This window comes from Corynebacterium phoceense (assembly GCF_900092335.1).
Taxonomy (GTDB): Bacteria; Actinomycetota; Actinomycetes; order Mycobacteriales; family Mycobacteriaceae; genus Corynebacterium; species Corynebacterium phoceense.
This window is the reverse complement of record NZ_LT596207.1, coordinates 148,788-154,800: the sequence shown is the minus strand read 5'-3', so window position 1 is coordinate 154,800 and position 6,013 is coordinate 148,788. Positions and strand designations below refer to the sequence as shown.

The 6,013-nt window shown below is 67.1% G+C and carries 8 protein-coding genes; 5 read left to right on the top strand and 3 right to left on the bottom strand.

Going from position 1 to position 6,013, the window contains the following annotated elements; genetic code table 11:
- Positions 1-566: 566 nt before the first annotated feature.
- Positions 567-749 (top strand): HNH endonuclease signature motif containing protein, encoded by a 183-nt coding sequence (locus BN9444_RS00795; RefSeq protein WP_199872831.1) that lies wholly within the window; start codon positions 567-569, stop codon positions 747-749.
- A gap of 3 nt (positions 750-752) precedes the next feature.
- Entirely contained in the window at positions 753-1,013 is a 261-nt protein-coding gene (locus tag BN9444_RS00790) for a hypothetical protein (protein WP_068801253.1), read from the top strand.
- 132 nt (positions 1,014-1,145) lie between these two features.
- Here the strand turns inward: BN9444_RS00790 and BN9444_RS00785 are convergent, their stop codons facing one another.
- The gene (locus tag BN9444_RS00785; protein WP_066512357.1) at positions 1,146-2,168 is read right to left on the bottom strand and encodes an N-acetylglutamate synthase, CG3035 family; all 1,023 of its coding nucleotides are present in this window, start codon (positions 2,166-2,168) and stop codon (positions 1,146-1,148) included.
- A 12-nt stretch (positions 2,169-2,180) separates the two neighbouring features.
- Positions 2,181-2,795, bottom strand: a complete 615-nt coding sequence (locus tag BN9444_RS00780; RefSeq protein WP_066512360.1) for a peptide deformylase — start codon at positions 2,793-2,795, stop codon at positions 2,181-2,183.
- On the opposite strand from BN9444_RS00780, the gene BN9444_RS00775 reads away from it, so the two are divergent.
- The 3 genes from BN9444_RS00775 (at position 2,794) to BN9444_RS00760 (ending at position 4,785) form a co-directional block, all read left to right on the top strand.
- Positions 2,794-3,072 carry a DUF3263 domain-containing protein gene (locus tag BN9444_RS00775; protein ID WP_181734613.1) on the top strand — a complete coding sequence of 93 codons (279 nt, stop codon included), beginning with the start codon at positions 2,794-2,796 and terminating at the stop codon, positions 3,070-3,072. The two genes, BN9444_RS00780 and BN9444_RS00775, sit on opposite strands and share 2 nt — an antisense overlap.
- Before the next feature lie 282 nt (positions 3,073-3,354).
- Positions 3,355-3,630: a LytR C-terminal domain-containing protein gene (locus BN9444_RS14600; protein ID WP_068801251.1), complete on the top strand. Its 276-nt coding sequence runs from the start codon at positions 3,355-3,357 to the stop codon at positions 3,628-3,630.
- Between the two features lie 15 nt (positions 3,631-3,645).
- Positions 3,646-4,785 carry a glutamate--cysteine ligase gene (locus BN9444_RS00760; RefSeq protein ID WP_066512376.1) on the top strand — a complete coding sequence of 380 codons (1,140 nt, stop codon included), beginning with the start codon at positions 3,646-3,648 and terminating at the stop codon, positions 4,783-4,785.
- 6 nt (positions 4,786-4,791) lie between these two features.
- Here the strand turns inward: BN9444_RS00760 and BN9444_RS00755 are convergent, their stop codons facing one another.
- The gene (locus BN9444_RS00755; protein ID WP_066512381.1) at positions 4,792-6,006 is read right to left on the bottom strand and encodes a glycosyltransferase 87 family protein; all 1,215 of its coding nucleotides are present in this window, start codon (positions 6,004-6,006) and stop codon (positions 4,792-4,794) included.
- Positions 6,007-6,013: the final 7 nt, after the last annotated feature.

The following is a 6,013-nucleotide window of genomic DNA, read 5'->3' as shown; positions in this document are numbered from 1 at the left end:
CGCCCGCGCCGAGGCTCGTGGGCGTGCCCGCCGTGTGCGCGAGTCCAAGCAGCGCGTCATCGACCAGGAGCTCGAGCGTCTTTCGGATACGTGCGATCCGTCCAAGGCCGAACTCCACGCGCTCGCGCTTAAGGAGGCAGGAAAGCGCTCTGAGAAAGATCTGCGCCAGTGGCTGCGCGCTAAGGTCCAGGACGCCAACCGTCGCGGCCGTACCCCGGAGGATCGTCGCGACCGCCTCACGGCGCGGAAGAACCGCACGATCTGGTTGGGCCAGCAGGACGCGGACGGCGGCGTGCCCTTCGGCGGCTACCTCACCGCGGAGATGGNTGGCGGACCAGTTCTTTGCCATTATCCGCGGGCATCTTTCGGCACCCGAGCGCCAGGCTCGTGGCATTGGCTCGCTCGTCATCGCGACGACGCTCGAGGATCTGCGCCACGTTGACGCGGACACCCGCTTCGAGACGAACACGGGCTACACGCTCAACGCGCTCGAGGTCCTCCTCGCCGGCGGCGCCGGTTCCGACTTTGCGGTCCTCATGGACGGGCTCACGCCGGTGCCGCTCACTATGGGTCGCTCGACCCGCACGGCGACGCTCGAGCAGCGTCTCGCGCTAGCGGCCTCGGAGCTCGTGTGCTCCGGCCGTGGTTGCGATACCCCGCTGGTCATGAGCGATATCCACCACATCGTGGCCTTCGCCAACGGCGGTCGCACCGATATCGAGAACCTTACTATCGCGTGCCGCCCCTGACACGTGACGAACAACGACAAGTGGGACGGCTCGGGCGGACTCGGTCACTTCGAGCGCGACCTGCGCACCGGAACCGTGGGCTGGCGCCCGCCGGACGGCGGTGACCTGCAGTTTAATGAGACTCACAAGCGCAGTCGTGCGCCGGGCGAACGTCTCCGGGCCCGCCCCGAGGCCTCGCCGGAACAGACTTCTCCGCCTGGATCTCCGGACGTGCCGGACCAGCCGCCGGAAGATGGTGGGCTGTTCGACCTGGGAATTGCTTAGTCGATGGCCCCGCGCCCTGCCCTGTCCAATCCTGCCCACCCCGCTCCGTGCGGCGCCTTTCGCGTGTGCCCGGGGCGGGGTAGTGGCGCTTCGTGCGCCTCTCCGCACATGGTTGGCGAGGGACGGCAGGGGCTAGCGGGCGTCGGTGCCGGGCTCGCCCGTGAAGTGAGCGTAGCGGTGGCGGTGCTGCTCGATGAAGCCGAGCTTGGTGTAGAGGCCCACGCCGGCCTCGTTGGTCCCGAGGACTTGGAGGTAGGCGCGCTCGGCGCCATGCTCACGGCCCCAGCGGAGCATGTCCATGCCCAGCTGTGTCGCGAGGCCGCGGCGGCGCCAGGCTGGGGCGACCTCGACGGCGGAGTAGCCGAGCCAATGTGTGCCGTTGCCGGAATCGGTGAGCGTACCGCGCGTGATGGCGACGGTCTCGCCCTCGCGGGTAACGAGGCGGCCGAAGCCCATGTGGCCCTCGATGCGTGTGCGTAGGTATTCGAGCGCTTCCGGCGGCAGGGCTTGGCCGCGGAAGTGATAGAGAGCCAGCCAGTCGTCGTCGGGTTGGTCGTCGATGTGGAACTCCCACTCGTCGGGACGGTCGGGCAGGTCGCTGAGGTCCGCGAGCGAGCGGACCATGACGGAGATTTCGGGACCGAGCGTCCATGCGGGGTTGCCTGCAACGAGCTTCTCGGCGGGTTTGCCGATGCGTTCGGGCAGCTCGAGGATGAGCGGCAAATCGTGGCGGGTGTAGAAGGTCTCGATTTCGGCGAGTGGCACCTGGGTGAAGCCAGCGGAGGGGCCGAGCGGGGTCGCGGAGTTGGAGCGTTCCGTCACGCCATCGCCGGCGCGCATGAGCCATTGGCCGTCCGCGGTCCACGTGTGTTCCTTGCCAGGGAAGGCCGCGGCGGTGGCGACTTCGACCGCACGGATGTCGGAGTTGCGGACCATGCGCGGGGAGAGCTTCTTCACGATCTGAATCTGCTCATCCGGAATGGTGATGGCTTCGAGCGCGGACGGGTAGCCGCCCACCGCCTGCGGCCGGACGACGAGGGGGTCGAGGGAGACGACGTGTCCGATGACATCGGAATGCATGCCGCCGCCCATGTCGCGGCGCACGACCACGCGCTCGCCCACGCGCGGGGCATCGGAGCGGAAAATGTAGCTCATGGGAAGGCGAGCTTAGTCGTCGTGGCCGAAGGGATCCGGGCCTTCGCCGGGCAGCCAGGTAAGTCCCGGTTCGGTCCAGCCGTTGGACTTAATGATCTTCTTCGCCTGGCGCTTGTAACGGCCGGTAAGCACGTCGGTGTAGACGAAGCCGTCGAGGTGGCCGGTCTCGTGCTGGAGCATTCGGGCGAAGAAGCCGTAGCCCTCAATCGAGATGTCGTTGCCGTGCTCGTCCTTGCCGGTGACGCGGGCCCAGTCGGCGCGGCCGGTGGGGAAGCCTTCGCCGGGTACGGAGAGGCAGCCTTCGTCCTCGGAGCCATCGTCGGCGGGCATGGTCTTGGGGATCTCGGAGGTCTCGAGCACCGGGTTGATGACACAACCCTTGCGCATGCCGCCGCCCTCGAGCTCGGTGCCGTTCGGGCCATCCGTGTCCGGGCAGTGGTAGACAAACAGACGCTTGTTGACGCCCACCTGGTTGGCGGCGAGACCCACGCCGTGGGCGACCTCCATGGTCTCGTACATGTCAGCAATGAGTTCTTGGAGCTCGGGCGAGGAGATGGGCTCGGTCACCGGCTCGGTGGGGTGGTGCAACACGGGATCGCCGTGGATTACGATGGGGCGAATAGTCATGGCCTACAGTTTAGGCATGAGCTCGCTGTCAGACCTAGACGCCGCCCTCTTAGACTTCGAGGCGCAGGCCCCGCGCGCCGTCGGCGCGAAGGAGGCGGCCATCCGTGAGCGCTTCGACATGTCGCCCGTCCGCTATCACCAGCGGCTCAACCGGCTGCTCGACTCGGCCGACGCGCTCGCCTATTCGCCGCAGCTCGTGGGCCGTCTGCGCCGCGTGCGGGATCGGAGGGAGGATCTTCGGCGCGCCGCGCGCCCCACGGAGCAGCCCGACGGCTAAAGTGACGCATGTGACTAATGTGAATCCTGAGACGAACGAGAAGTCCCCGGCAGCAGGGCTGCCCCTGCGCGGCCTCGCGATGGTGCTCATCGCCGTCGCCGTCGCACTCGGCCTCTGGGCCCTTTACAGCTTTACCCGCGGCGGCAACCCGGAGCCCACGGCTGCCGATGCCCCCGTGGCCGCCCAGTCGCCCCAGGCCCAGCAGCCCCAGCCCGGCCAGGCCCAGCCTTCCGATGCCCCCGCCAACGGCCAGTCCGNGGGGCATCGGCAAGCCAGCGCAAGGTGAGCATCCTCAACAACTCGACGGTGCAGGGCCTGGCTGCCGACGTGTCCAAGCAGGTGACTGACGCCGGCTACGAGCTTGGCGAGGTGGGCAACTTCGCGGATGAAATCCTCACCGAGACCACCGTCTTCTTCCCGGCCGGCGACGCGGTTGCCGAGGCTCAGGCGCGCACCCTCGCAGATAAATTCAGTGGTGTCGCGAAGGAGAATATCCAGGCCTTGCCCGAGAAAGCCATGGCTGAGGGCGCGGTGACTATCGTGTTGGTCAACCAATAGGGTTAAATTTTAAGGGTGAATACCCCGGCTGAAATTTTTGCGCGATCCCCCAAACCGACGCTTGGCGTCGAGTGGGAGGTCGCGCTTGTCGATCCCCAGACTCGCGACCTCGTCGCGCGCGGGCCGGAGGTGATCGCGGCCGTCAATACCGCCCACCCCGAGGTGCACCTGGAGAAGGAGTTCCTCCAAAATACCGTCGAGCTCGTCACCGGCATCTGCGATACGGTGCCGCAGGCGATGGAGGAGCTCGCCCGCGACCTGTCCTTCGTCCGCGCGGCCGCCGAGGAACGCGGCCTGCGCCTGTGGGCCTCCGGCGGCCACCCGTTCTCGGATTTCCGGAAGAACCCGCTGGGGGACAAGGACTCCTACAAGGAGATCATCAACCGCACGCGCTACTGGGGCCAGCAGATGCTGCTGTGGGGCACGCACGTCCACGTCGGTGTGAGCCACGAGGACAAGGTGTGGCCGATCATCAATGCGCTCATGACCACGTACCCGCACCTGCTCGCCATCTCCGCGTGCTCGCCGGGCTGGGACGGGCTCGACACGGGCTACGCCTCCAACCGCACGATGCTCTACCAGCAGCTGCCCACCGCCGGCATGCCTTACCAATTCGGTAGCTGGGCCGAGTGGCAGTCCTACATGCGCGACCAGTCGATTTCCGGCGTCATCAACCACACCGGCTCCATGCACTTCGACATCCGCCCGGCCTCCAAGTGGGGCACCGTCGAGGTCCGCATTTCCGATGCCGCCTCCAACCTCCGCGAGCTCTCCGCCATCGTCGCGCTCACGCACTGCCTCGTGGTCCACTACGACCGTCTGTGGGAAGCCGGCGAGCCGCTGCCCACCCTGCAGCCCTGGCACGTTGCCGAGAATAAGTGGCGCGGCGCTCGCTACGGCATGGACGCCCTCGTCATCACGTCGCGCGAGACGGACGAGCGCTGGGTCAAGGATGAGCTCGCGGACCTCGTCGAGGAGCTTACGCCGCTCGCCCGCGAGCTCGGCTGCGCCGCGGAACTCGCCCGCATCCTAGAGATTATTGAGCACGGCGCCGGCTACGAGCGCCAGCGCCGCCTCTTCGAGGAGACGCGCTCGTGGAACCCGGCCGTGGACCTCGCCTGCGACGAGCTCGCCGCCGGCCACCCCCTGGTTTAAAACTGCTTAGACTCGCGCGTGTCGCCCGCCGCGGCGCAGCGTCCAGAAGCCGCTCACCGCGTAGAAGAACATGTAGACCCCGCCCGCGAACGGGAAGAGGAGGGACATGAGCGGCTGCGGGCTCGTCCAGTCATCGAGGTTGTGGTAGCTCGCGTCGAACCAGAACGCGGCGGAAATCCAGGGCATGACGCACACGCACATCGCGACCATCGAGCCGAGCGCGGCCGCCCAGCCCGGTAGGCGCTCGCCTAGCCACTGGTTCGCGCCGAGCAGGATGACGACGGCGAGCGGGACGACCCACACGAAGTGGTGGAACCACGCGAATGGGGAGACCATGCACGAGCTGACGCCGGTAAATGCGAAGACGAGCGCCTGGTTGCCGCGGCGCGTCGCCACGAGGTTCGCGGCGAGAGTGAGGCAGAACGTGACGAAGACGGCAAGCAGCCAGCCCACGCCGCCCGCGAGACCGAAGTGGCGCTCGAGGACGGAGCGCAAGCCCATCGCGCCCGGGTTCACGTGGTCGCCGATGCGCGAGGAGTTAAAGACCGCGTTCGTCCAGAAATCGTTGGCGTCCGGGACAATCCAGTAGCCCACGAGGACCGTGGCGATAAACGTCGCGAGGCAGCCCACGACCGCCCACCAGCGGCGCTGGAAGAGCAGAACGAGGCCCATGTACGCCGGCGTGAGCTTGATGCCCGCAGCCAGGCCGATGCCTACGCCGGGCAGGCGCCAGCGGCGCGGCAGCAGGTCGAGCGCGCACAGCAGCATGAGGAAGACGTTGATTTGGCCGAAGAAGAGCGTGCCCATGACCGGCTCGATGGCCGTGGTGCCCAGCGTGAGCAGGAAGGCCACGTAGACGGTGAGCGGCGTGAGCTTATACGAACGGTTGTTCAGCACGAGCAGGATGACGGCGAAGAGCGCCACACCCGTGCCGATCTGCCACACGCCGATGAGCCAGTTGTCGTTGAGCAGGGACAGCCACTTGAAGAGCACGCCCGCAAACGGCGGGTAGGTAAACGGCAGCTTGCCAATGTACGCGGCGTCGTAGAGCAGCCCGCCGTCGCGGAGGTCCTTGCCCGCGAGGGCGTAGATGTCGAGGTCAATGGGCACGCGCCACACGAGCGGCGTGTTGCCCTCGTACGTGAACACGCGGTACAACATGAAAGCCACGAGGGCAGTAAGCCCCACGGCAAGAGTGGGCAGACCATTGATTTTCTTCACGAAGCTA

Excerpts from the sequence above, each read along its gene's own strand:
- BN9444_RS00780 (WP_066512360.1), bottom strand. The coding sequence starts at position 2,795 with ATGACTATTCGCCCCATCGTAATCCACGGCGATCCCGTGTTGCACCAC.
- BN9444_RS00785 (WP_066512357.1), bottom strand. The coding sequence starts at position 2,168 with ATGAGCTACATTTTCCGCTCCGATGCCCCGCGCGTGGGCGAGCGCGTG.
- BN9444_RS00775 (WP_181734613.1), top strand. The coding sequence starts at position 2,794 with ATGGCCTACAGTTTAGGCATGAGCTCGCTGTCAGACCTAGACGCCGCC.
- BN9444_RS00795 (WP_199872831.1), top strand. The coding sequence starts at position 567 with ATGGGTCGCTCGACCCGCACGGCGACGCTCGAGCAGCGTCTCGCGCTA.